Source organism: Clostridium gelidum (assembly GCF_019977655.1).
GTDB lineage: Bacteria > Bacillota > Clostridia > Clostridiales > Clostridiaceae > Clostridium > Clostridium gelidum.
In genome coordinates this window covers 1,707,187-1,731,885 of the sequence record NZ_AP024849.1, presented here as the reverse complement: position 1 = coordinate 1,731,885, position 24,699 = coordinate 1,707,187, and the positions used below count along the sequence as shown (strand labels likewise).

At 30.2% G+C, this 24,699-nt stretch carries 20 protein-coding genes; 6 read left to right on the top strand and 14 right to left on the bottom strand.

What is annotated here, in order from left to right:
- Positions 1-22: 22 nt before the first annotated feature.
- Both psyc5s11_RS07645 and psyc5s11_RS07640 read right to left on the bottom strand, forming a co-directional pair.
- Positions 23-427 (bottom strand): GtrA family protein, encoded by a 405-nt coding sequence (locus psyc5s11_RS07645; protein WP_224037018.1) that lies wholly within the window; start codon positions 425-427, stop codon positions 23-25.
- A gap of 96 nt (positions 428-523) precedes the next feature.
- Positions 524-1,987 (bottom strand): MDR family MFS transporter, encoded by a 1,464-nt coding sequence (locus psyc5s11_RS07640; RefSeq protein WP_224037017.1) that lies wholly within the window; start codon positions 1,985-1,987, stop codon positions 524-526.
- A 149-nt stretch (positions 1,988-2,136) separates the two neighbouring features.
- Here psyc5s11_RS07640 and psyc5s11_RS07635 point away from each other — a divergent pair, with 149 nt between their 5' ends.
- Entirely contained in the window at positions 2,137-2,712 is a 576-nt protein-coding gene (locus psyc5s11_RS07635; protein ID WP_224037016.1) for a PadR family transcriptional regulator, read from the top strand.
- Between the two features lie 81 nt (positions 2,713-2,793).
- Here psyc5s11_RS07635 and psyc5s11_RS07630 read toward each other — a convergent pair whose 3' ends face one another.
- Positions 2,794-3,744: a flavodoxin family protein gene (locus psyc5s11_RS07630; RefSeq protein WP_224037015.1), complete on the bottom strand. Its 951-nt coding sequence runs from the start codon at positions 3,742-3,744 to the stop codon at positions 2,794-2,796.
- A gap of 219 nt (positions 3,745-3,963) precedes the next feature.
- Between psyc5s11_RS07630 and psyc5s11_RS07625 the strand changes: the two genes are divergently transcribed.
- Entirely contained in the window at positions 3,964-5,220 is a 1,257-nt protein-coding gene (locus tag psyc5s11_RS07625) for a PucR family transcriptional regulator (protein WP_224037014.1), read from the top strand.
- 158 nt (positions 5,221-5,378) lie between these two features.
- Here psyc5s11_RS07625 and hydF read toward each other — a convergent pair whose 3' ends face one another.
- On the bottom strand, positions 5,379-6,617 hold the full coding sequence (gene hydF / locus psyc5s11_RS07620; protein WP_224037013.1) for a [FeFe] hydrogenase H-cluster maturation GTPase HydF: 1,239 nt from the start codon (positions 6,615-6,617) through the stop codon (positions 5,379-5,381).
- A 105-nt stretch (positions 6,618-6,722) separates the two neighbouring features.
- On the opposite strand from hydF, the gene psyc5s11_RS07615 reads away from it, so the two are divergent.
- Both psyc5s11_RS07615 and psyc5s11_RS07610 read left to right on the top strand, forming a co-directional pair.
- Positions 6,723-6,959 carry a DUF2164 domain-containing protein gene (locus tag psyc5s11_RS07615; protein WP_224037012.1) on the top strand — a complete coding sequence of 79 codons (237 nt, stop codon included), beginning with the start codon at positions 6,723-6,725 and terminating at the stop codon, positions 6,957-6,959.
- A gap of 14 nt (positions 6,960-6,973) precedes the next feature.
- Positions 6,974-8,371, top strand: coding sequence for an aspartate ammonia-lyase (locus psyc5s11_RS07610; protein ID WP_224037011.1), 1,398 nt, complete (start codon positions 6,974-6,976; stop codon positions 8,369-8,371).
- A gap of 201 nt (positions 8,372-8,572) precedes the next feature.
- On the opposite strand, the gene polC is transcribed toward psyc5s11_RS07610, so the two are convergent.
- The 3 genes from polC to psyc5s11_RS07595 all read right to left on the bottom strand — a co-directional run bounded on the left by polC (position 8,573) and on the right by psyc5s11_RS07595 (position 14,442).
- Complete coding sequence (gene polC / locus psyc5s11_RS07605; protein ID WP_224037010.1) at positions 8,573-12,922, bottom strand: DNA polymerase III subunit alpha; 4,350 nt, start codon at positions 12,920-12,922, stop codon at positions 8,573-8,575.
- Positions 12,923-13,259: 337 nt separating this feature from the next.
- A complete protein-coding gene (locus psyc5s11_RS07600) occupies positions 13,260-13,958 on the bottom strand; it encodes a zinc dependent phospholipase C family protein (protein WP_224037009.1) in 699 nt (232 codons plus the stop codon).
- 235 nt (positions 13,959-14,193) lie between these two features.
- Complete coding sequence (locus psyc5s11_RS07595) at positions 14,194-14,442, bottom strand: hypothetical protein (protein WP_224037008.1); 249 nt, start codon at positions 14,440-14,442, stop codon at positions 14,194-14,196.
- Between the two features lie 340 nt (positions 14,443-14,782).
- Here psyc5s11_RS07595 and psyc5s11_RS07590 point away from each other — a divergent pair, with 340 nt between their 5' ends.
- A complete protein-coding gene (locus psyc5s11_RS07590; RefSeq protein WP_224037007.1) occupies positions 14,783-15,418 on the top strand; it encodes a phosphoribosyltransferase in 636 nt (211 codons plus the stop codon).
- Positions 15,419-15,700: 282 nt separating this feature from the next.
- On the opposite strand, the gene psyc5s11_RS07585 is transcribed toward psyc5s11_RS07590, so the two are convergent.
- Positions 15,701-16,537, bottom strand: coding sequence for a PRD domain-containing protein (locus psyc5s11_RS07585; RefSeq protein ID WP_224037006.1), 837 nt, complete (start codon positions 16,535-16,537; stop codon positions 15,701-15,703).
- 179 nt (positions 16,538-16,716) lie between these two features.
- Positions 16,717-18,843 (bottom strand): PTS transporter subunit IIABC, encoded by a 2,127-nt coding sequence (locus psyc5s11_RS07580; RefSeq protein WP_224037005.1) that lies wholly within the window; start codon positions 18,841-18,843, stop codon positions 16,717-16,719.
- Positions 18,844-19,327: 484 nt separating this feature from the next.
- On the opposite strand from psyc5s11_RS07580, the gene psyc5s11_RS07575 reads away from it, so the two are divergent.
- Entirely contained in the window at positions 19,328-19,624 is a 297-nt protein-coding gene (locus psyc5s11_RS07575) for an HNH endonuclease (protein ID WP_224037004.1), read from the top strand.
- A 105-nt stretch (positions 19,625-19,729) separates the two neighbouring features.
- On the opposite strand, the gene psyc5s11_RS07570 is transcribed toward psyc5s11_RS07575, so the two are convergent.
- From psyc5s11_RS07570 to psyc5s11_RS07550, 5 genes are all read right to left on the bottom strand, one after another.
- Positions 19,730-20,614 (bottom strand): ABC transporter substrate-binding protein, encoded by an 885-nt coding sequence (locus tag psyc5s11_RS07570; protein ID WP_224037003.1) that lies wholly within the window; start codon positions 20,612-20,614, stop codon positions 19,730-19,732.
- A gap of 248 nt (positions 20,615-20,862) precedes the next feature.
- Entirely contained in the window at positions 20,863-21,744 is an 882-nt protein-coding gene (locus psyc5s11_RS07565; RefSeq protein WP_224037002.1) for an ABC transporter substrate-binding protein, read from the bottom strand.
- Between the two features lie 340 nt (positions 21,745-22,084).
- Positions 22,085-22,954 (bottom strand): hypothetical protein, encoded by an 870-nt coding sequence (locus tag psyc5s11_RS07560; RefSeq protein WP_224037001.1) that lies wholly within the window; start codon positions 22,952-22,954, stop codon positions 22,085-22,087.
- A gap of 3 nt (positions 22,955-22,957) precedes the next feature.
- Positions 22,958-23,338 carry a response regulator gene (locus psyc5s11_RS07555; RefSeq protein ID WP_224037000.1) on the bottom strand — a complete coding sequence of 127 codons (381 nt, stop codon included), beginning with the start codon at positions 23,336-23,338 and terminating at the stop codon, positions 22,958-22,960.
- Between the two features lie 349 nt (positions 23,339-23,687).
- Positions 23,688-24,698 (bottom strand): ABC transporter substrate-binding protein, encoded by a 1,011-nt coding sequence (locus tag psyc5s11_RS07550; RefSeq protein WP_224036999.1) that lies wholly within the window; start codon positions 24,696-24,698, stop codon positions 23,688-23,690.
- Position 24,699: the final 1 nt, after the last annotated feature.

Below are 24,699 nucleotides of genomic sequence, written 5' to 3'. Positions count from 1 at the left end.
CTTGTTTATGTCTTCACACATATTAGAAACCCCTTACTTTTAATATAGGGTTAGTTAAGTCCTTAATTATATTTAAAGGTTTTATTTCCTTTTTGCTTTCAGCATATCCTAAATCTCTAAAATGTTCTACTGTATAGTATACAGTTTCGGTCATATTTTTCTTTACATAATAAATTAAACTTTGTATTATATAAGGACTATGAATAGTTAATATAAATTTCAAAAATTCATGCACTATCTTTTTATTAGCATCTTTATCTTCAAATGTCCAATTTTTATTAAATATATAACTATTTACAACTCCAACGCTATATCCTGACATCTGACTTGTTGTATAATTTATTCCAAACCAACTATTAATTATTGTAAACGTAACAAAATCAATAAGTGTATTTAATACTCCTACAATTGAAAAACGACTTAACAATTTAAGCTTTCCCCTCCAAATGTAATTCATTAATCTAATTAGCACTTTCATACTTTATTAAATATGATTATTTTAATTGATACTTTTGCTTGCAACCTAATTTGTAATTGATGTAACAGCTTCTGATTTTAATTCTTTAACACCACTACTCTTTTTAAGCATAAAACTAAGTGGTAATCCAATTAATACAATAATTGTAGATATAAAATATATATCATTTATACCCATTGTAAAAGCTTTTTCTTTAATCAAATTAAAGCTATTGCTGCTATTATCCAACATTTGTGTATGATATTCAGTACGTATTACAAGTAATGAACTAAATACACCTATAGCTAAAGAGCTAGAAACTTGACGTAACCAATTATTAATAGAAGAAGCATGTCCTGATAATGCTTTTGGTATAATTGACATTCCTGAGTTTGTTATTGGCATTGTTGAAAATGAAATGCCAATATATCTAATTGTCATCCAAAAAATTATGTAAAAATGTGGCGTGTCATATAGTAAACTTGACATTTTCCATGACCCTAAAGCAATAAAGCAAATCCCTGTTATTATCAAAATTCTTGGATCAATACGATTATATAAAGTTCCTACGATTGGCATCATAAGTGCCATTGCTAATGATGGTGGCAATAAAATAAGCCCTGTATCTAATGTTGATAAGTGCTGTGTATTTTGCAAATATAGAGGTGTTAGTAAAGTTCCAGCGTATAGTGCTATTGTTACTATACTTATTGCAACTATGCTTATAGTGTATTTTGTAAATTTAAATAATCTTATATTAAGAGCCGGAGAACTTGTATTTAATTCTCTACGCACAAAGATTACCAATGAAATAATACCAACAATTATTAATGAAATTGTTTTAGGCGAAGCCCATCCCCATACAGTTCCTTCACTAAAAGCTATTAATATGGATAAACTTAAAATAACAACTGCTGTAAGTCCAATAAAATCAAATGAACTATCTTTTGATAAATTATATTGCGGTATAAAACGAATAACTAAAATAATTGCAATAATGCCTATAGGTACATTTACCATAAAAATTGCTTTCCAACTATAATATTGAACTAACCATCCACTTAAAGTTGGTCCAAGTGCAGGTGCAAGCATTGAAGCCATGCTCCATAAACTTACTGCAAAGGCATGCTTTCCCTTAGAAATAATTTGGTAAATAATAGTCATTGTTGTAGGTATAATTAATCCAGTAAATAAACCTTGTATAACACGAAATGTTACAAGCATAAAAAGATTAAATGAAAGAGAACATAAAATTGATGATAATGTAAATCCTATAAGAGCAATTAAGTATAACTTTTTACAACTCAATTTTTCTCCCAAATAACCCGCTAAAGGGCATGCAACTCCCGTTGCGAGCATAAATCCTGTTAATATCCATTTTACAGATTCTAAACTTGTATTGAAAGTTTGCATAAATTCAGGCAAGGCAATATTTATAGCACTTGTATTAAAAGTACCTAAAAATACTCCCAAAAATATAGGAAACATAACTGCCCAAAATGGTGTTTCTTTATCATGTGTAATTTTCATAAATATATAATCCTCAATTCTTAGTTTCTAATTCTTTCAATTCCAATTTGTAATTTTTTCAATTGATTATATGACAAAACGGACATATAATATAGAATATTACTACTTTAAAGTTAATATGTCAATTTGTACATATAAGGAGGACTTTTATGAACACTTTATCTTACGGTCTTTTAGGTTTTTTAGCAAATGAGTCCATGTCAGGCTATGATTTAACAATAAAAATGAATTTATTTTGGCATACTAGACATAGTCATATATATCCGTTACTTGCAAAACTCGAAGAAGATGGATATGTAGACTTTATATTAGTTAATCAATCTGGCAAACCTAATAAAAAGGTTTATACACCAACAAAAAATGGAATTGAAGCTACAAAGAAATGGCTTGAAGAAAGCACTTCAGACCCTATTACAAAAGATGAAATGCTGCTCAAAACATATTGCCTGCATATATTGGATGAAGAAAAAGCAAAGAAATTACTTAAAGAAAGAGAAGAAATGTATAGTAAGAAACTTCTAAATTATCAAAAGAAGATAGAAGCACTTAAGGAAGAATGTGGAGAAAAACTTACTACTACTAATTCAGGTTATTTTAGCAGGTTTGTTATACTAAATAAAATTTTAGGCGATGCAAAATGGGGAATGGAATGGTGTCAGTGGATTTATAGTTTATACAACAACGGTAACATTTCTAATATTTTTGAAGAAACTCCATTTAACTAATAAATATATTATGTCCTCAATGAAACCCACGAAAATCAGATTTCGTGGGTTTCATTTGGGATTTTAAGTTCATCTCTATTCTTAATTTATTTCAATTGTAGGAAATTTTAATTCCTTATACTTACCAAACTTTTCTTTAACAGTTGACAAATTTTCTTCTGTATAGAAGCCACCTTGTGTATGCATAATTTCCTTTACATGATGTTGTCTTCCTTCAGTATCTGTACGGTCACGACTTAATCCATCTTCTTGAATTACAAACTTCCACTTACCTTCTTCTGTCTTTTCTAAATTTCCGCCTGCACCACAAACTTGACATTCAACTGGGAAATATAATCCATCCCATTGTGGTTCCCCTAAAATTAGTGCATTTGAATGACAATGTGGACACCATCCCATACCTTCATCACCAAGCCAGTCTCTTTCTGCTACTGGTGTTTTTAATGATTTCATGATATTTTCACCCATCTTATGAGCACGTTCTATCATATCATCATGCAATAAACATTGTTTTGGAGCTGGTACTCTTGTTGCTAGATACATATCTACTACTTTAAAGTCATTTGTGAAACATGTAGCTTGCATACTTTCTAAAGCCATTGACTGCCATGAACGAGTAGATCCTCCAACTGCAATTAATCCAGCAACTCTGTCTTTATGTTCAATTGCTCCGATTGATTCTAAAAATGCTGATTCATATGCAAGATTTCTATGCATAAATTTTGAAAATGTTGCTGTTGGCATTAAATCATATGTTGGCGCTGATGCAATTATAGCATCTACATTTAACATAACATCCATGATTGCCTGCTTATCATCTTTTTTACTTAATGTACATCCAACATTTTTTCCACTACTCATACCATGTGTACAAGCTGTGCATCCTGAACATTCCATAATGTTGTAATCTCTTAAATTGATCATTTTAACTTCTGCACCTTGTTCTTGACAAGCTAATAATGCTTCCTTTAATAAAATTTCAGAATTTGAATCCTTTCTTCCTGCTGTGATACCGAGTATTGTAAAAGCCATAATATAATCTCCTTTTGATAATCTTAATATTTTTCTTAAAGCGTTTTATAATGTTTTGTTTTTTTATAAGATATGAATTTTCACTTACAAAATCAAATCATTTGTTATAATATTAACATGTGAAGAAGTGGAATTCATCCAAAATAAGTCTTAAAATAACGCTTTAAATTGCTTACTAGTTAGACATTTTTCTAATTGTAATAAAATAAGGAGAAACTTATGCAGAAAAAAAATGATTTATATAAAAAAAAATACGAACTTTATAATAGTTTATTTACTGAAAATAGTATAGATGGAATTCTTAATATAGGTGAAAACTTTTTAGGTAATGCTATTTTTATTTTAGATACCAGTTATCACATTATCGCTCGCTCTAACCTAGCCAAACTTGATAATTCAAGTATAGAAACTCATAACGGGAAAAGTTACCTTTTGCTAAATATTATTCAATTAATGAAAAAAAATAAATGTATTGATAACATCTATAATTCAGATAATGCCTTTTTTTATAACTCAGACGAGGTTTTAATTTTTTGTTCTATCAGAATTAATAATATTACTGTTGGATACATATCTGTTTTACAAAGTAAAAGGGAATTCAATGCAGAAGATTTAGAATTGACAAATGTACTATCTAAGGTATTTTCCATTCAACTTCAAAAAGAAAACTTATTTATTAGTAATTCTGGATTGGATGAAGAATATTATTTAACAGATTTATTAATAAATAGAATAGATAATATTGAATACTTAACAGAACGATTAAAATATATAAATTTTAATTTATATGAAAACTTGATTATACTTTCAATACCATTTAAACAAAAATATAATGATTATAGAGATAATTACGGATTAAAGGAATTAATAAGGCATTTAAAAAATATACTAAGAAATTGTATTTCAACATATTATAAAGATACAATTATTTTTCTTATAAGCAATGAACATAAAGAGGTTATTAATGATTCTCTGAAAGAAACTCTCTTAGAATTTTTGAAGTTAAACAATTTACGGTGTGGTATTAGTATTGTTTTTGAAAGCTTATTAGATATAGAAGATTTTTTTAATCAATCTATATATGCCTTAGAGCTATCATCATGTATGAAAATAGATAATAATATAAATTATTTTGAAGATTATATAGAGTATTATTTATTTAATATGGCTATGTGTACAACTAATGATTTATATCAAATAAATTTATTAACTTTAGTTCACCCTTGGATAAAAAAACTCATTAAATTTGATGCTCAAAATAAATCAGAATTATTTAAAACTCTAAAAACTTATCTAGAAAATAATAGAAATGCTAATGATACATCTAGCCAACTAAATATACATAGAAGTACATTCTTTTACCGTTTTAATAAAATCCAAAGTTTACTTGATATATCATTAGGCAACAATAATAACCTATTCAAATTAGAACTGTCATTTAAAATTTTAGATTATAATACATTAATAAAAACCTAACTAAAAAACCACGACCACCTGTAAATAGCTATTTTATCTATCTACAGGCGATCGTGGATTTTATGGTGGAGGCGAAGCGTATCGAACCCCTATACGTTAATATTACTTTCAAAATCTAACAATATCCTATATTAAAACAAAATCAAAAGACATGTTCTTTAGCTAAAATCACCATCATATATTGCTTTTGCCAATGGGAATGGCTCAAGAGCTCTTTCTAAAATCCCTTGGACATATCCTATAAGTACTCCATAATTAACAATTGGAATCTCATGTTTAACTGCATTATCAATTCTTGAAAGCATGGCGGCTCTATTTAGCATACATCCTCCACAGTGAATAATAAGCTTATATTTTGAAATATCATCAGTAAAGGAAGCTCCTGAAGAATATTCAAAGTTTATTTGCTTTCCTGTCATTTGTCTTACCCATCTTGGGATTTTTACTGCTCCAATATCGTCACACTGTCTATGATGAGTGCATCCTTCTGAAATCAATACACTATCGCCATCTTCCAGACTTTCTACTACTTTAGCACCTTTTACAAGTTCATTAAGATTGCCTTTATATCTTGCCTGCAATATTGAAAATGATGTAAGCATTATGTCTTTAGGTGTATCTGCAGATGCCTTTAAAAACACTTGTGAGTCAGTTATAACAAGCTTAGGTTTTTTCTTCAGATTTTCAAGGGTTTCTCTTAATTCATGTTCTTTCGTTACAATAGCTATAGCATCACTTTCTATTATATCTCTTATAGTTTGCTGCTGTGGAAGAATAAGTCTTCCTTTAGGAGCTGCTTTATCAATAGGTGTAACAAGAACAACTATATCTCCTGGACTTATAAGGTCTCCTACTAATTTGAATTTATCTTCATCGTCTGGTATTAAAGCTATAATTTTTTGTTTAAGTTCCTCTATGCCACTTTTGTTTAATGCAGAAACAGAAACAACAGGAACATCAATTTCTTTCTCAACATTATTTATTTCTTCTTTTGTTATACTTCTTTGATCTGCCTTATTGAAAATACAAACCATAGGTATTTTCTTTTCTTTTATTTCATTTATTATAGCTGTATCATTTTCAGTAACTCCAATAGTACTGTCTATTACTACTAATGCAACATTTGTCTTTGATAAGACTTCAAGGGTTTTCTTTTTTCTTGACTCACCTAATTTACTTTCATCATCAAGTCCTGCCGTATCAATAATCATACAAGGCCCTATTGGAAGAATTTCAATTGCTTTATAAACAGGGTCAGTAGTTGTTCCTTTCACGTCAGAAACAATAGAAATTTCTTGATTTGTAAGTGCATTTATAATACTGGATTTCCCAGCGTTTGTCATGCCAAACAGAGCAATATGTACTCTTTCTCCAGATGGTGTTGTATTTAAACTCATAATTTATTACTCCTTTTGAATTATTTTTTAGTAATTTTAATATTCTTTAATAGTTTCTTCTATTATAATATAAAATATCAAGATATACTAACATGGAGGTTTCAAATGATAGAAAAAGATAAGATTAAATTAACTAAGGAAAAACGAGAAGATATGATCGTTTCAATAAAAGAATATTTCTATACTGAGCGTGAAGAAGAATTAGGTGATTTAGCTTCAAGCCATATATTAAACTTCATCATAGATGAATTAGCATTAGAATTTTATAATAAAGGAGTCTATGATTCGTATCAATACATGAATAGAAGCATTGATGATTTATTATCAATACAAAAATATTAGAAGGGGTGTTCATTTTGGATTATAGATTAGAACAAGATTTATTAGGTGAAATAAATATAGATAACTCTACATACAGCGGAATAAATACAGCTAGGGCCTTGGAAAACTTTGATTTAAACAGCAAGACTGTTAATTTGAATCTGGTAAAAGAAATTGCCCTTATAAAAAAAGCTGCAGCAATGACAAATAAAAACTTGAAATTACTTGCCCCCGAAAAAGCTGATGCAATAATAAAATCAAGTGAGGAAATTATAGAAGGAAAATTTGATCATGAATTTAAAATAAGTGCATTTCAAGGTGGAGCTGGTACATCTACCAATATGAATGTAAATGAAGTTATTGCGAACCGATCAATTGAAATGCTCGGTGGTACTAAAGGAGATTACAATTTAGTACACCCCCTTAACCATGTTAATATGTCACAATCAACTAATGATGTTTATCCTTCTGCCCTTAGAATTGCTGCAATTAGGTTAATCAGAAAATTAAGTAATTCTTTGTCTAGTTTACAGGAAGCTCTCCAAATGAAAGAAAATGAGTTCTCAGATATAATAAAACTAGGAAGAACTCAATTAATGGATGCACTGCCAATGACAGCTGGGCAAAGTTTTGGAGCATATTCAAAAGCAATAGAAAGAGACCGTTGGAGAATATACAAAGTAGAAGAAAGATTAAGACAGATTAACCTTGGAGGTACTGCAATAGGAACGGGGCTCAATGCTACAAATAAATATGTATTTATGATAACAGATATTATTCAGGAGCTTACTGGCCTTGGCATAGCAAGGTCTGACTATCCTATGGATATTACTCAAAACTGCGATATATATGTAGAAACCTCAGGACTTTTAAAATCCTGCAGCGTGAATCTTATTAAGATTTCAAATGACTTGAGACTTCTGGGTTCAGGCCCTCGTGGGGGAATAGGAGAATTTATCTTGCCTAATATGCAAGCTGGTTCAACAATTATGCCAGGAAAAATAAACCCTGTTATTCCTGAAATGGTTGCACAGGTTAGCTTAAGAGTAATTGCTAATGATAGTGCTATAACTATGGCAAGCTCCATGGGACAATTAGAACTAAATGCATTTACACCACTTATAGCAGAATCCTTACTAGAATCTCTAGAGCTTCTTGATAGAAGCGTCATGATTTTTAAAGAGAAATGCATAATTGGACTTAAAGTAAATAAGGACAGATGCTACGAAAACTTAGAAAAATCCTTAGTTTCTGTAACTGCTTTAGTTCCTCATCTAGGTTATGATAAGGCCAGCTCAATATCAAAAAAGGCCTTAGCTAATGGAAAAACCATAAGAGAAATTCTATTAGAAGAACAAATATTGCCTGAGGAGATTATAGACAAGATATTATCTCCAGCTGAATTAATAAGAACTCATATACCTGGAAAATAATATTTGCCCAATCCTTTGATTATTATAAACAAGGAATAGATGATGTATATGATGCAATAAAAAGTTATACAAATTAATTTATATTTCTAATCATGCTTTTACCTAAAAAAGTAAAAGGAGCTGTTGCTTACAATGATAAAAAATCACTTTGCAACAACTCCATGTTTTATGGATAAACACATTAAATATATACTAAGCTCTTTACACTCCGTCAAAAAAACTCATTTGATCACTTTCAGGAAGTCCATTCAAGCAGTCAAATTTTCTAAGTAACTCTATAGCAGCATTTCCAATCTTAGAACGCTTCCTTACATCTTCTATAGAGTTAAATATCTTTTCTTTTGAAGCATTAGATATACCTTCTGCAGCAACATTTCCCATGCCTGATATACTGTTTAGAGATGGTCTTATACCATCCTCATCAACCTGGAATTTTGTGGCATTGGATTTGTATAAATCAATTGGCAGAAATTTAAATCCCCTCTCATACATTTCCAGAACTATCTCCAAATCATCGTACATATCCTTATCTTTAGGAGCTGCATCATAGCCCAAAGCCTCAATTTCCTTCATCTTTTCCTTAACCTTTTCTTTTCCGAATATCATAAATTCCGAATCGAAAGCCTTTGCTCTAATGCTAAAGTACGTTGCGTAATAAGCCTTAGGTATGTGCACCTTAAACCAGGCTATTCTGAAGGCCATCATTACGTAGGCTGCAGCATGAGCCTTAGGGAACATGTATTTTATCTTTTTACAAGAATCTATATACCATTCCGGTACATCGTGTTCCCTCATTAACGCTTCATATTCCGCCCATTTTTCTGGATTCTTCAATGCTTGCCCCTTACGTACCAACTCCATTATCTTAAAGGCACTATTGGGTGGCAATCCTTTTTTAATAAGATAAATCATAATATCATCTCTTGTACATATTGCCTCACTTAAAGTTACTACTCCTGCATCAATTAAATCCTTAGCATTTCCAACCCATACATCAGTACCATGGGAAAGTCCAGATATAAATATTAAATCTGAGAACTTTTTAGGATTTGCATCCACAAGCATTCCTCTTACAAACTTTGTACCAAATTCAGGAATTCCAAAGGTTCCTACCTTAGAATTTATCTGGCTTGGTGTTACTCCTAAAGCTTCAGTGGATGAGAATATAGACATAGTGTCCTTATCATCCATAAGTATATCCTTTGGGTCAATCCCAGTTATATCCTGAAGCATTCTTATAACTGTAGGATCATCATGTCCTAATATATCCAGCTTCAATAAATTCTGATCAATGGAGTGATAGTCAAAATGCGTTGTTATAATATCTGAATTAGAATCATCTGCTGGATGCTGTACAGGGCAAAATTCAAATATTTCACGCCCCTTTGGCACAACTATAATTCCTCCTGGATGCTGACCTGAAGTTCTTTTTATACCTGTGCAGCCTCCTGAGATTCTTATTGTTTCTGCCTTATTTATTATTATATTTTTTTCATCATAATATTTTTTCACATACCCAAAAGCTGTTTTTTCTGCTATAGTACCTATAGTTCCAGCCTTAAAAGTTGTGCCCTTACCAAAGATAACTTCTGTATATTTATGGGCTTTTGCTTGATATTCTCCTGAAAAATTTAAATCTATATCCGGCTCTTTATCTCCATTAAATCCCAAAAAAGTTTCAAATGGTATATCTATGCCATCCTTAACTAGTTTTTCTCCACAAACAGGGCACACTTTATCAGGTAAATCGAAGCCATTTAGAATGCCGTAATCCGCAAAGTCAGAATACTTACATTTATGGCATCTATAGTGCGGTGGTAGTGCATTTACTTCTGTTATACCAGTCATGTTTGCTACAAAAGACGAACCAACAGATCCTCTAGAACCTACCAGATAGCCATCTTCATTTGATTTCCATACTAGCTTTTGAGCAATAATATACATTACAGAGAATCCATTTTTTATAATGGATTCCAACTCTTTATCTAATCTAGCCTGAACGATTTCTGGCAGTGGATCTCCATATAGCTCATGTGCCTTCTCATATGCAATATCTTTAATGGTCTGTTCACAGCCATCTATGTGTGGCGGACATTTTTCTGATGAAATAGGGCTAATCTGCTGACACATATCTGCTATCTTATTGGTGTTTGTAACAACAACCTCATAAGCCTTTTCTTTTCCTAAATATGCAAATTCATCAAGCATCTCCTCAGTAGTTCTTAAATATAATGGAGCTTGATCATCTGCGTCCTTAAAGCCCTGCCCAGCTTCTAATATACGCCTATATATCTCATCCTCAGGATCCAAGAAGTGAACGTCTCCTGTTCCCACTATAGGTTTATTAAATCTTTCTGCTAGGGAAACTATTTTTTTGTTTATTTCCTTTAGGTATTCTTTATTTGGTACCTGCTCTTTCCTTACTAAATAATCATTATTGGCTAGAGGCTGAATTTCCAAATAATCATAATACTTTGCAATTGATTCTACTTCCTCTTCAGATTTTCCCAGTAGTATTGATTGAAACAATTCGCCTTCACTGCAGGCACTACCAATTATTAATCCTTCGGAATATTTTTCAAACATACTCTTTAATATACGTGGCTTTTTATAAAAATAATCTAAATGAGAATATGATACAAGCTTATACAAATTCTTTAAGCCCACATAATCCTTTGCTAGTATTATTGCATGATAGGTTTTAACTTTTTTATACGCTTGTTTCTTAGATTCTTCATCAGAAGCATAAATTTCTATATCTTGAAGAGTTTCTGCTCCTCGTAATCTTAGCTCTTCAAGCATTATGTTAAACACCTTGACAGTGGTATCAACGTCATCTAAGGCTCTATGAGCAACCTCTACCTTTATTCCAAGGTTTTTAGCAACTCTTCCTAATTTATAGGTTTTAAAATCAGGGAATATTTCTTGTGCTAATGATAATGTATCTAAGTATGTAAAATCAAAATCATAGCCTAAGACCCTTGCATTATGCTTTAAGAAGCCAATATCAAATTCTGCATTATGAGCAACTAAAACAGTTCCATCAATAAACTTAAGCATTTTAGGAAATACCTTATCTATGGTTTCTGCATCTCTTACCATATCATCCGTTATCTTGGTAATCTCGACAACCCTTGAAGGAATTGACTTTTGCGGATTTACAAATGTGCTAAATTTATCAATTACCTTTCCATCCTTGATTTTCATTACTCCTATTTCAGTAATTTTCTCTGTTACTGGAGAAAATCCTGTAGTTTCCAAATCAAGAACACAATATGTAGTATCAATGCTCTGTCCCTTGATATTTGTTACAGATGGCTTTTTATCTGGTGCCAAATAAGCTTCCACTCCATATATAATTTTCATATCTGGATTATCTCTTCCGAGTAGCTTATGTGCTTCAGGAAATGACTGAACCACTCCATGATCAGTTATGGCAATGGATTTCATGCCCCAGCTCATGGCCCTTTTAATTAAATCTTTAGCACTGCTCATGGCATCCATCTGGCTCATTTGTGTATGCATGTGAAGTTCTACTCTCTTCACCTCTGACATATCCTTCCTCTTAAACTTCTTCATGCCCCCTATTTCAACTACAGTATTTGCAATAAGCTCAACTTCTTGAGAAAAATTGCTATGCCCTGCATTTCCAGCAAGCTTAACGCCCTTAGCCTTTTTAAGCTTAGATAATACTTCACCATCCTCACCAGGCTTGCAAAACACCTTACAGGTCATGGAATTTGTTCCATCATATAAATCAAAAGAAACTAATGTTTTTCCACTTCTTAATTCCTTTGCTTCTATATTAGATATTTCTCCCTGTATAGCTACTCTGCCTTCATTGGGTGTGATATCAATAATTTTCACTATTGGTTCCTTAATATTAGAATTTCTGCCTACAATCAAGAATGGATTTGCTTTTTTCCAATTACCTTCTGAATTTGTTTCTTGTTTCTTTTCTTCAGCTTTCTCAGGCTCCTCAAAAGTAGGAGTATTGTTGCCTGATGATATTTTAATTTCATTTTTAATAAACATCATTTCACTTGCACGTTTATCTTCTACCATCTTTGCTATTTCTTCATTGCCTAATTTATCAATAAAATTTATATTATATTGTTTATCATACATATGTTTTAGAACTTTATTGATTTTTTTATCATATTCCATGGTTTTTAAGAAACCTGCTACCGGAATTTTAAAATTGAAATTAATGATATTCCCTAAAACTTCGTATTCACTATTATTCACAGCTGCCTTTAAGGCAGGATATTTTTTTGCCAATGAATATACAATATTTCTCAATTCCTCTTCTACTGGCCTTATATTGACTTTCTCACTATACTTCACAATAATTTTAGAATCATTTAATCCAAATTTCTCCATAATAAAATTGTTAAAACTCTCAATTTCCCCTATTTCAATATAGTTATCTGAACTAATTTCCATTTCTAAGACTTTAGTTCTTTTACGTAAAATTACGGATTCTATAACTGCAATATTTATATTTCTACCTGATCTAAAATCACTGAAAGCTTCATTTATTTTTTTCATACTACTCATTAACCTCTTTTAAAAATTTTTAGCATATTACTATTATATAGGTTCACCTTAGAATTAGCTATATATAAAAAATAGGACTACAGGTAATCCTTTATATTAAATTTGTGATAGCAATCTTATTTTAGTCCTTTAATTTTATTGTAATAAGACACTATCAAAAAATAACAAATCAGCATGCTAGTCTATTTTGAAGTATTTTTTGTTCTTTAGCTATAATGCATAATCAAAAAAATAATTAGTGAATAGTAAATAATCTATATGAAAAAAGATAAATCAACACATAATACCTTGTATTGTAAAATGATCTTGGTTGTGCTTCGCACTTTTTTTATATGTGTATATCTTTATAGAACTTAAACATCAAACCTGCGGTAGTAGCTTGAGCCATTGTTAAAACCTTTGAAGTAATTATGTAAAACCTAACTTGCCTATCTTCCACATTGGAATGCTTTCTGTATATATTTATGGCTTCTTCGCTATTAAAATCAATATAATGTTTTAAAGAATTAAAATATATTCCCCCTTCTTCGATTTTAAACTCATCATAATACCTATGGGTTCTAATTACCCAGTTCTCATAACTTTTATGATCATTTAATAAGTGAACATTAGCATGTTGAGGAACTGTCAAGTCTTGAATTAAATGACAAGCAGCACCTAAATAGAACATTGAATCTTTAATGTTACCATGGGAATATTCATTTAATGCTCTAGTATAGTAAGATATGCATTCTTTTTTTGCATCACTACTACCGTATAATCCCTTGTTCTTATGTGGATTATAAAAATGATTACTGCTTTTTAAATCTTGATCAGCCCAAACTACTCCATCATTAATATCACTTATATATGTTTTCATAAGTTTATAAGCTTCCATATGTCCATCATTTTTTAATACTATTAAAGACTGCGTATTTATAAATTTATGAACTATACACTCAGCTTTCATTATTCTTTTCTTTACAGGATTTATAGTTTTCAATATTCTTTTAAATACATATGAATATGATTTTTCTAAAACTTTCATAATTATCATCCCTATGAATATATTTGTGATCTAAATTATTAGAATCATATATTTAACTATTATTAGTGCAGCATATGATTTAAAATCTCCTTTAATCAAGTAATGTTATTACAACATTCATTTTGTTTCTTAATTATCCCCAGAGGAATATATCTTTCTTAATACATTCACCTAAATCATCTCTATTAATCTTTTAAATTCCATTTCCCTGCTATTATATATATAATTTATTCGGCTATATAGACATATATTTTACTTTAACACCTTCAACATCAAGTAACTCTTTTTCAAGTACCTCTATTTCATCTAAACTGGAATGAATATGTAAAATTATCAATCCCTCCTCAGAACAAGAATTTTGACTAACTTCGTGAAGACCAAGCCTAGTTTTTATAATACATCCATGTTTAGTTAAAACAGTTTGAGCTTTTGGAGCATGAGAACTTCTAGGATCAATAGTTAATACCATAATTATAGTTTCCATAAATTGCATCTCCTTATTTTATGTTTTAAATTAAATTATCAACTTATTATATCCAAATAAATTGAATTAATGCAGTTTAAAACGAACCTTCTTAGTTGGTCAAACCAAAGCATGAAAACATAGGAAGTAATTCTTAAATTTTTATATGCTTATAGGTTATTGCGAAAATCATTGATAAAAATGAATAAAGATTGATCAGAAGCTGCAAGAACATAATTAATTGATTTAAAAAATCCTTTTATACAATTGCAATGGCTAGATTAGTTAAAATAAAATTTCTTGAATAATTCTATAATTTCAACTCAAACTAATCTATATAATTTAAGGGAGAGTTGATAATATGTTTGTAGATAGAAAAGATGCAGGAGAAAAACTTTCTATGGTACTTGAGAGATTTAAAGATGAAAATCCCATTGTTCTTGCTATACCAAGAGGTGGAATAGTAACAGCTTATGAAACTATTAAAAAATTTCAATTGCAGTGGGATTTAATTATTACAAGAAAAATAGGGTTACCACATAATAAAGAAATTGCCATTGGTGCTATATCTTTAGATGGAACATATCTTTTAAATGAAGAATATATAGATATGCTAAATATATCTCAAGAGTATATAAAAAAAGAAATATTTGATCAAACAGAGGAAATTAAAAGAAGATTAAATAAATATAAACGAAATGAAAATTTTCCACATGTAAGAGATAAAACAGTAATACTTATTGATGATGGAATTGCAACTGGTTTTACAATAAAAGTTGCTATAATGTCAATTAAAAAACATAATGCAAAAAAAATTATCTTAGCTGTACCAGTAGCTCCACAGGAGACGATTTCTCTATTAGAGAAAATTGTAGATGAAGTCATATGTCTGTTTATACCTGATATATTTTATGCTGTTGGTTCATATTATAAAAGCTTTGAACAAACTATGGATGAGGAAGTCTTTAATATAGTACGTGAATTAGATAATGTATGACCTCTCATTGAAAGAGTTATTTCCACCAAGTCCTTTAAAGCTACAACTGATGATTATTGACTAAGTATATATAAACAAACAGATCCCCGACAATTATGTCGAGGATCTGTTTACTTAAGGAAAAGCACACTATTTAAAATCTATAATTTTCAGAAAGAACTTATATGTGAATTTTTCTTGGGTATGATTAACAAGTTCCTAATTGTGCTGACGCACTTTTTTTATATGTGAAAAGATCTTGGTTGCACTTCGTGCTTTTTTTATATGTGCGTATTTTATTTTCTATTCCTTTAATTCATCTGAAAATACTCTTTCAATATGCATTGCAAGATATCCAATTTCTACTTCTTTAATTTCTTTATTTAATTCACTGCCTAATTTTCTGCATATATCTCTAGCAATTTCAAATGACTTTTGGAACCGTTCCTTAATGTAATCATTCATATCAAGTTTTATTGTTTCACCCTTTAATGTCCTTGCTGCCATATATTTAATGTGACTCATAAGACGATTATATGATAATGATTCAATATCAATTGTCTTCCCAATGTTCTGTTCAATTGATGTAATACAGTCTCTAACTAGCATTGCTGTCTCCATTGCCTGTGATATCTTTTCATCTCCGAGGCTTGAATGAATATGAAGTGCTATATAACCAATCTCATCTTCATTTATTTCAATGCCTAATACTTCTTTTATAATATCTTTCCCCTTGCATGCTACCTTATATTCTTCTGAAAATAAAGCTCTAATATCTGCTGTTAAGGGATTGCTTATATGTTCATTATTTTTTATTCTTTTTATTGCAAATGCAATATGATCTGCAAGAGGGCATAAAATGTTCTCATCTACTTTATTGAATTTCTTCTCAGCTTCCATAATGATGCTACTAGCAACTTCTAAAATTTCTGGTTCAATATTGTTTATTATTTCTTTAGTTGAACCTCTGTCTGTTTCCTGTTGCAGCAAATATATATGGGCATTTTCTGGTGCTTCCATACGTTCATTCACCTTTTTCCCAAAACCTATACCTTTTCCAAGCAATATATATTGTTTCTGTGTATCATTATCTATAGCGAGTACACCATTATGATTTAATGCCTTTATGACTCTGAACATTTTATGCCTCCTCTTTACATGTTAGGGATATTCAAAGAAATACAAGTCAGTATGCTAGTCTATTTTGTGTCATACTTCGTCTCCAAGTTTCACTAATAGCTCTCTATGAGCAAACCTTAGCTCCTTGCCTGACGAAAACATACATCGCATCTTTGACTTTTTATTTTCTTTCACATCCCTTATTCAAATACATCAATTGCAATTATTGCTTCTCCAGCTTTTATCTCACCTGTTTTTAACAAACGTACTTGTTGGTTACTACTTAATGCTGTGCAAATAATTGGTGATGCAATGGACGGTGCATTCTCTTTTATAAATTCTAAGTCAAAGCTTAATATTTTATCACCCTTCTTTAACTTATCTCCGTCTTTTACAAAGGTTTCAAAGCCTTTTCCATCAAGCTTTACTGTATCTATTCCTATATGAATAAGTAATTCAAGTCCATCAGTTGTTTTAAATCCTACTGCATGTTTTGACGGAAATACAAATATCACTTCTCCATCTGCTGGTGCTACAACATTACCATCAGTTGGAATAACTACAACACCATCTCCCATCATCTTATTTGCAAATGCTTCATCTGGTGCTTCTGATAAATCCTTAGCAATACCTGTTAATGGACTATTTAAGATTATTGTATTAATAACTTTTCCTTGAATCTCTTTTTCAGTTGCTTTTTCTTCTTTATTTTCTTCTACTGTATCCATAGAAACTTCTTCATTAGGTGCTGTAACTAAGTAATCTTCTAAATTTGATTTTATAATAGTTACTCTTGGTCCATATATAACTTGAACACCCTCACCTTTATGAATTACTCCTGATGCTCCACTTTGTTTTAATAAATCTTTATTTACTAATTCTCCTTTGTGTACTGTGCAACGTAATCTAGTTGCGCAGCAGTCGACATCTGAAATATTTTTCTTCCCGCCAAGACCTTCGCATATCATAGCTGAAAGTTCATCTACGTCTCCATTTTCAGCATTTTTCTTTGCTTCTAAATCACTTCTACGATAAAGTTTAACTTCATCAGTGTCTTCACGTCCTGGAGTCTTTAAATTAAATTTCTTAATTAAGAAAGAGAATAATAAATAGTATACTACAAAATACCCAATGCCTACAACTACAACCCATATCCAGCTTGTCTTTGCATTTCCTTGTAAAATACCAAATAAGAATAAATCAATAAATCCACCGGAGAAAGTCATACCTACTCCAACGTTTAACATATGCATGAACATATATGAAAGTCCTGCAAATACACAATGTATTCCATATAATGCTGGTGCAACAAATAAGAATGTAAATTCAATTGGTTCGGTAATACCAGTAAGCATTGAAGTCAATGCTGCAGATAGTAGTAATCCTCCTACTACTTTTCTCTTTTCTGGTTTAGCACATTTGTACATTGCAAGTGCTGCCCCTGGTAATCCAAATATCATAAGTGGGAATTTACCTGACATAAATCTTGTTGCTGAAACACTAAAATGTGTTATTCCTGGAGTTCCAAGTTCTGCAAAGAAAATGTTTTGAGCTCCTTCAATAACTTTTCCGCCAACTTCTGCTGTACCACCAACTGCTGTTTGCCAAAATGGTAAGTAAAATACATGATGAAGACCAAAAGGTATCAATAAACGTTCCATTAAACCATAAACCCATGTTCCTGCATAACCAGATGCAAGTACTACAGCTCCAATTTTATAAATACCACCTTGAATTGGAGGCCAAATATAAAACATTAAAATTCCGACAATTAAATATGTTATTGCACTTACAATTGGAATAAATCTAGTTCCACCAAAGAATGATAATACTTGTGGTAATTCAATTTTATAGAACTTATTATGTAGTGCTGCTACACCAAGTCCTACAATAATACCACCAAAAACACCCATTTGTAATGAAGTAATACCAAGTACGGAAGTTGATGCACCACTAAGGAGAGCTTCAGTTCCACCATTAATATTAATCATAGCACCTATTGATGCATGCATTATAAGAAATGCAATTGCTGCAGATAAAGCTGCAACATCTTTTTCTTTTTTTGCCATACCAATTGCAACACCCATTGCAAATAATATTGGTAAATTTCCAAATACTACACTTCCTGCTGCATTCATTACAGAAAGAATTGCGTAAATAAATGTACCAGGTCCGATTAATTTAGTAAGACCATAAGCTTCAATCATTGTTGGATTAGTAAATGAACCACCTATTCCTAAAAATAATCCTGCCACTGGTAAAATAGCAATTGGAAGCATAAATGATCTTCCTACACGTTGTAACACACCAAAAATTTTGTCTTTCATAACTTTTCTCCTTTTTATGTAATTATTTTTGCATATCAGGATGTCTTGAATGCTTTTTGCGCAAAAAAAAGCGTCAACTAACACAAACATCCTCAAATGTCTATGTATAGTTAATGCCTGCTTACCAGTTACATACTATATCATTATGATTATATTACCACGTTTACAATCATTAATCAACGTTTTCATAAAATATTAATGAATATTTTATGATTGCATATTCAATATTATTTACTATTATTTCTTTATCCATATTTTGACCTCCTAAAAATTAGAGATTTAATATTCGAATTTTATATAAATATTATTGATTTTTCAAAGTTTAGATTCCTAATTTTATATTAACACAATCAAATGCTCATCCCCAAGTTTTGTTAGTAATGTTCAAATTAAATTTTGTTAAAATTTAGTTATAAAATTTGATTTTATTCATTCATTTGATATAATTTAATTATAAGAAACTAAAGATTACGAGGAGGATTTTATGGCACAAAACCATATATGTGAATTATGTAATAGAAGTGTTTCTACAATAACTAAACATCACTTAATTCCCTTAGAAAAAGGCGGAAAAAAATTTGAAACACTCTCTTTATGTCCAACTTGTCATAAACAAATTCACGCTCTTTTTACTAATCGAGAACTCGCAACACACTATCATACTCTTGAATCGTTAAAGAGAGATCAAAAAATCATTAAGTATCTTAGATTTATAGAAAATATTCCTGCTGATTCTTATGTAAATATAAAAAAATCAAGGCATGTTAGAAAAAGTGGCTAATATACTAAACTTATGCGTATAACCCACCGAAGTTAGATACATATTTATTCCAATTTTATTATTAAGATTTCAGCAAATATATAAATCATCATTGTTTATATATGTTCATTGGCCTGAAATATGACCATCTTTAACTGAAACAAAATTACTTTCATTCAGTCCATGTTTTTTTAAAATTTCAATAAGTGTTCCATCTTCTTTCATTTCATCAATTTTTTTATTTATTGCATCTGCAAAGGAAGTATCACTTTTTTTAACTGCTGCTGCTACAATTCCAGGAAGTTCAGGTTTATATGGAGTGAATATCTTAAAATTAAGGTTCTTATATCTTGATACTAAATATGATGCAGAGGCTGAATCAAGTATAGATGCATCTATCTCATTAGTAGCTACTGCTAATATTAAATCAGGTTGACTCTGATATATTCTTACGTCTTTTACTGAACCATCATTTTTCCATTTTTGAATTAGTTCTACAAATACAGTTCCACTTTCTGCACCTACTACTGCGTTTTTCAAATCTTCTTTAAAATTAAATTCTGAAGCTTTAAGCGTAACAATGGCTTCTGGCTCTTTATACCAGACATTTGTGAATAATACCTCTTTTTTACGTTCCTCCGTAACATACAATCCAGATGCTATTATATCTATATCATTATCAGAATTTAATTCGTTTAATAAATATTTAAATGGAACTAGCTTCATTTCAACTTTATCAATTCCAAGTCGTCTTGCAATTTCAGTTATAATATCTGCATCAATTCCAGTAAACTGATTTGTTTGAGGATCTATATAACCAAATGGTTTATTATCTGCTGAAGCAACAGTTAATACTCCTTTTTCTTTTATTTGCTCTAATCTATCTTTTACAGCTGGATTACCCGATATTGTAGTTATGCTACTAATGCTTGCACCACATCCAGCCATAATTCCAATACAATTTGCAGCAACAATAATTAAAACTAATAATTTTTCACATATTTTTTTCATGTAAATTCTCCTTTTCATAATTAGACATTTCTATAGGTCGCATTATAAAACTCTATATGTTTTTAATTTAACTTCGGCGTAATGCCGTAAAGTATTCATATCATTTGATTTTATCCCCCAAAATGGAAATGTAATTTATAGGTACTTAACAGCTAATATGGGAACATGAATAAAGTTCATCCTAAAATAATAGATAGTCTATGTTTTGAGATGTAAAAATTTTATTACAACATATATAATAAGTTACCTCACTGTTCTAAAATATTACCATCTTTAACTGAAACAAAATTACCTTCATCCATTCCATATTTTTTAAGAATTCCAATAAGGGTTCTATCTTCTTTCATTTCATCAATTTTTTTATTTACTTCCTCTGCAAAAGTAGCATCAGTTTTTTTTACTGCTCCTGCTACCATTCCAGGAATCTCAGGTTTATATGGAGTTACCATTTTTAAATTAAGATTCTTATTTTCTGATAATACATATGATGCAACTAAATAATCAATTATACCTGCATCTACTTCACCATTAGCTACTGCTAATATTAATTCAGACTGGCTTTCAAGTATTTTAATTTTTTTTATCAAGCCCTCTTTTTCCCATTTTTGAGCTAAATCTAAAAAAGGAGTCTTATTTTGTGCACCCACTATTGCATCTTTCAAATCTTCTTTAAAATTAAATTTTGTAGCTTTAGGAGTAATAATAACTTCTGGTTCTTTATACCATACATTTGTGAATAGAACTTCTTTTTTACGTTCATCTGTAACATAGAATCCATCTGCAGCTATATCTATATCATTATTTTTATTTAATTCCACCAATACATTTTCAAATGGAACATACTTCATTTCAACTTTATCAATACCAAGTCGTCTTGCAACTTCAGTTATAATTTCTGCATCAACTCCAGTAAACTTATTTGTTTGAGGATCTATATAAGCAAATGGTCTATCATTTGCCGAAGCAACAGTTAATACCCCTTTTTCCTTTATTGCTTGTAATCTATCTTTTGCACTATCAGTGTTTGATATCTGAGCATTACTAACTCCTGAACCAAAAATAACAATTATTCCAATGAAACTTACAACACTAATAATTATAACCAATAATTTTTTACGCATTTTCTGCATATAATTCCCCTCTTTTCATAACTATATATTTCTAGCAAGAATATTATATAAATATAAGTTTATTGTTATTATCCTAATTTTGAATCTGAATTATTCATCAGATTTATTTTAGAGATATTTTTTAAAAATGGATTCTCATATATTAAACATTCTCTATATTCCTATTTGCCATATTAAAGAATACACGTATTGTATAGAGAAAAAGCACTAATCTTCTCAAATGATTAGTGCTTTTGACTATTAAGGCACAATCAAAAAATAACAAGTCCATTTGCCAGCCTATTTTTCATGGCAACTTTGGACTTGTTATTTATTTTCATGTGCCTAAATTCAAATACTACTATTCTTTAATTAAAATGCTGATTTTGCCAAAGGATAAATCTACTGATACTTTGTAAACATTATGTACACTTATATTAGAATACACTTCCTGTGGATTCATTTCTAAGTCTACTCCTGCATTAGACATATTAACCAGAAAAATTCCATTTTGTAGATTTAAAAATTCACCAACTGAGGCTTCTGCCATTTCATCAACAGAGTTTAATTCCTCTTCAGCGTATTTAGATGCGAATTTTATAAAAGAATTCTCGTTTGCTTCAATAAAAGTAGATAGATTTATTTCTCCTTTTATATCTTGTTTAGCAGTCCATTTACATTCATATTCTTCTAATTTAATTACTTCACTTATAACTGCTTCTGTATCTATAAATCTAACTAAGTTTCTTGTGAATAATGCTAAATAGTCTTTAAGTACTTTTTCATTTTTAGTACCTTCAAATTTTATAAATGTATTTACCATTTCATCTACATCATCTCTTTGTATTGCTTCAAATTCCTTATCTGAAATGCTATAGTCTTTTTTATATTCATTTATTGCCTTTTCAAATTCTTGAAGAGTCATATATTCTTTGTCCACAAGAGCTTGACCTAATAAAAGATGCCCAAATTTTTGTGAGGATAACAATTCTTCTACTTGCTCTTCTTTTAAGTATTTCATGTCTACTGCTAATTCACCAAATCTTTTATCTAACTTCTTTTGTGCTTCATTTATCTTATCAGCCTCATCTGCACTCATATATCCTGCATTTACAGCTAAAACCCCTAATTTTAATCTTGTCTCCTTCTGATGTTCTAATCCATCATGCAATTGCTCTAGGGTAAGATATCTTTTATTTAATAAATATTGACCAAAATATTGAGTAAACACGAACTATTCCCCCTTCTTAAGAAAGTTATTAAGTATCTTAGTAATTTGTTCTTGCTCCCAAGGCTTTTGAATAAATTCAAAGGCTCCTGCTTTAATAGCTTTCTTTAAATTTTCCTTTGTTCCTGAAGAAGAAGCCATAACAACTTTAGCATTTTTATCAAAATCTTTTATTTCTGAAACTGCTTGTATACCATCCTTTACTGGCATAACTATATCCATAAATACTAAATCCGGATTTTTCTCTTTATAGATTTCTACTGCCTTTTGCCCATCAGTTGCTTCTAAAATATCAAAGGGACCACATAAAGTTAAACTATCTTTTAGTTTTTTTCTCATCAACATTGAATCATCGCATATAAGAATTTTTAATAAATTTTCAGACATAATTATTCCCTCCATAACTAACTTTTATATAAATTTTAAACTATTACATATGTTATATTCTACTTTAACTTCATTTCTCCTCTATATTTTATAAATTATATTTTTTTAAAGCTACTCTTCTTTGATAATATATATATGCTATAACGATAGAATCAGTTATAACTGCATCTATTTTAGCAATATTTACTGCTGACAGTAATTCAGCTTGATTTTCATCTTTTAAACATTAATCATTATCTATATTTTCAATCTTAAAGAATACATCTCATATATTGAGAAAAAGCACTAGTCTCACAAGACTAGTGCTTATAACTCTTAAAATTATAATTATTAAGGCCTATTTTAAAGCCTATTTTAAATTTTCAACTATTTCCGAAGCATTAAATGACTTCTTAAGTAGCCCTTCCTTTACAAGCCAATCTATATTATCTTGCCATACCTTTGTGTCCTGTGATAAAAACTGTGCATCTTTTGTTTCCATAACAGGAATTAATGTATCAAAACTCTTCTTTTCAACACTTTCACTAAGTGGGAAGTTTTCTGTATTTTGATTTTTCATTAGTATTTTAAGTGATTCATCAGGACTCGCTTTCATATCCTCAAAGCCTTTTTTAGATGCTTTTAAAAATCTTTTTATTTTGTCAGAATTCTTATTAATATTATCTTCACCTGCAACAAATACAAGTTCATAATAGTTAGGAACTCCATATTCAGTTGGTGAGAAGTAGTTTAACTTAAAACCTTGTTCTTCTAAAGCTGGAACTTCATGATTTACAAGACATCCTATAGTTGCATCTACGTTTCCTGTTGTCATTGAACTCATTAGGTCAAAACCTACATCAACTGTTTGTGCTGAATCTTTCTTTTCTCCTGCATTTTCAAGCATTGTAGAAATAATAGATTCAGAAAGTGCTGTTCCACCATATCCTATTTTCTTACCAACAAGATCTTTTGGGGTTTTAATGTTTTTGTCCTTTAATGAAAGTACTACACTTAAAGGTGATTGAACAATTGTACCCACAGCCTTTATAGGAATGTTTTCATTTCCCCTCGCCATTAAAGTATCTTGCAAATAATAAATTCCAAGATCTGCTTTTCCAGCTGCAGTAAGTGCAATTGCATCATTGGTATTTGCAGGGAACTGAATATTTACTTTTAATCCCTCTTGTTCATAATATCCCTTTTCTATAGCTGTATAAATAAAGCCATGAACTGCATTCGGATACCAATCTAAGACAACATTTACCTCCTCAAGTTCTTTCTTTTCATTTGTTTCTGATTTGGTTGCTGTCTTATTACAGCCTACCATTGCAAAAGTCATTAAGCCTGACATTGCTAATGCTAAAATTCTCTTTTTCATT

Coding starts and splice junctions, on each gene's coding strand:
- psyc5s11_RS07570 (WP_224037003.1), bottom strand. CDS start 20,614: ATGAAAAAAATATGTGAAAAATTATTAGTTTTAATTATTGTTGCTGCA.
- psyc5s11_RS07625 (WP_224037014.1), top strand. CDS start 3,964: ATGCAGAAAAAAAATGATTTATATAAAAAAAAATACGAACTTTATAAT.
- psyc5s11_RS07565 (WP_224037002.1), bottom strand. CDS start 21,744: ATGCAGAAAATGCGTAAAAAATTATTGGTTATAATTATTAGTGTTGTA.
- psyc5s11_RS07590 (WP_224037007.1), top strand. CDS start 14,783: ATGTTTGTAGATAGAAAAGATGCAGGAGAAAAACTTTCTATGGTACTT.
- psyc5s11_RS07555 (WP_224037000.1), bottom strand. CDS start 23,338: ATGTCTGAAAATTTATTAAAAATTCTTATATGCGATGATTCAATGTTG.
- psyc5s11_RS07595 (WP_224037008.1), bottom strand. CDS start 14,442: ATGGAAACTATAATTATGGTATTAACTATTGATCCTAGAAGTTCTCAT.
- psyc5s11_RS07640 (WP_224037017.1), bottom strand. CDS start 1,987: ATGAAAATTACACATGATAAAGAAACACCATTTTGGGCAGTTATGTTT.
- psyc5s11_RS07630 (WP_224037015.1), bottom strand. CDS start 3,744: ATGGCTTTTACAATACTCGGTATCACAGCAGGAAGAAAGGATTCAAAT.
- psyc5s11_RS07600 (WP_224037009.1), bottom strand. CDS start 13,958: ATGAAAGTTTTAGAAAAATCATATTCATATGTATTTAAAAGAATATTG.
- psyc5s11_RS07550 (WP_224036999.1), bottom strand. CDS start 24,698: ATGAAAAAGAGAATTTTAGCATTAGCAATGTCAGGCTTAATGACTTTT.
- psyc5s11_RS07615 (WP_224037012.1), top strand. CDS start 6,723: ATGATAGAAAAAGATAAGATTAAATTAACTAAGGAAAAACGAGAAGAT.
- hydF (WP_224037013.1), bottom strand. CDS start 6,617: ATGAGTTTAAATACAACACCATCTGGAGAAAGAGTACATATTGCTCTG.
- psyc5s11_RS07635 (WP_224037016.1), top strand. CDS start 2,137: ATGAACACTTTATCTTACGGTCTTTTAGGTTTTTTAGCAAATGAGTCC.
- psyc5s11_RS07585 (WP_224037006.1), bottom strand. CDS start 16,537: ATGTTCAGAGTCATAAAGGCATTAAATCATAATGGTGTACTCGCTATA.
- psyc5s11_RS07580 (WP_224037005.1), bottom strand. CDS start 18,843: ATGAAAGACAAAATTTTTGGTGTGTTACAACGTGTAGGAAGATCATTT.
- psyc5s11_RS07575 (WP_224037004.1), top strand. CDS start 19,328: ATGGCACAAAACCATATATGTGAATTATGTAATAGAAGTGTTTCTACA.
- polC (WP_224037010.1), bottom strand. CDS start 12,922: ATGAAAAAAATAAATGAAGCTTTCAGTGATTTTAGATCAGGTAGAAAT.